Raw genomic sequence first — 509 nt, forward strand, 5'->3', positions numbered from 1 at the left:
GACCACTTCAACACCCAGGCTACAGCGAACCTGCTGTGGGCCTTGGCAAAACTGGTGGATTACGGGTTGGAGCTGAAGAAGACAGCGCAGCTCAAAGAGGCTCTGGCCGCGCTGTTGCCCAATGTGAAAAGCAAAGCCGAATCAAAAGAAAAGAAAGGCCGCTTGAACGCTCAAGCTATCGTGAACCTGCTGTGGGCCGTGGCGAAACTGGTGGACAACGGGCTGGAACTTGAGAAAACACCAAAGCTCAAAGAAGTCGTCGTTGCGCTGCTGCCCTATGTGACAACCAACGCCGAATCAAAAGAAGAGAAAGACCACTTCAAGCCGCAGGAAGTCGCCAACCTGCTGTGGGCCGTGGCGAAACTGATGGGCAACGGGCTCGAGCTGGAGAAGACAGCAAAGCTCAAAGAGGCCCTGGCCGCGCTGTTGTACCATGTGAAAACCAAAGCCGAATCAAAAGAAGAGAGAAGTCAGTTCAATACTCAAGGTACCGTCAATCTGCTGTGGGC

Annotated in this window: 1 protein-coding gene; it reads left to right on the forward strand. The window is 53.6% G+C overall.

Features of this window, described 5'->3' with window-relative positions; translation table 11 throughout:
* A partial coding sequence (locus J7438_RS27495) for a hypothetical protein (RefSeq protein WP_209279178.1) occupies positions 1 to 509 on the forward strand: 509 nt, incomplete at both ends.

It is taken from the genome of Thalassotalea sp. G20_0, from assembly GCF_017744175.1.
Taxonomy (GTDB): domain Bacteria; phylum Pseudomonadota; class Gammaproteobacteria; order Pseudomonadales; family Endozoicomonadaceae; genus Endozoicomonas.